Annotated in this window: 1 protein-coding gene; it reads right to left on the bottom strand. The window is 66.0% G+C overall.

The window, feature by feature from the left end:
* The coding region (locus P6709_RS20105; protein WP_278242663.1) for a GGGtGRT protein at positions 1-253 on the bottom strand (253 nt) is incomplete at both ends.

Raw genomic sequence — 253 nt, 5'->3', positions numbered from 1 at the left:
GCGCCCTCGGCGGCGGCGAAGGATTCATGGCCGGCCAGGAAAGCGAAGCATTCGGTTTCCTCGTCCAGCAGCATAGCGCCCAGGTTGCCGTGGCCGATGCCCACCTGGCGCTGGTCCGCCACGGAGCCGGGGATGCAGAAGGCCTGCAGCGCGGTGCCGATCCACTTGGCGGCCTCGGCGGCGTTCTTGGCATTTTCCTTCATGGCGATGGCGGCGCCCAGTTCGTAGGCCCACTTCACGTTTTCAAAGCAGA

It is taken from the genome of Jeotgalibacillus sp. ET6 (genome assembly GCF_029667115.1).
GTDB lineage: Bacteria > Bacillota > Bacilli > Bacillales > Jeotgalibacillaceae > Jeotgalibacillus.
Note: the sequence above shows the minus strand (reverse complement) of the source record. Positions and strands in the feature narration are given on the sequence as shown.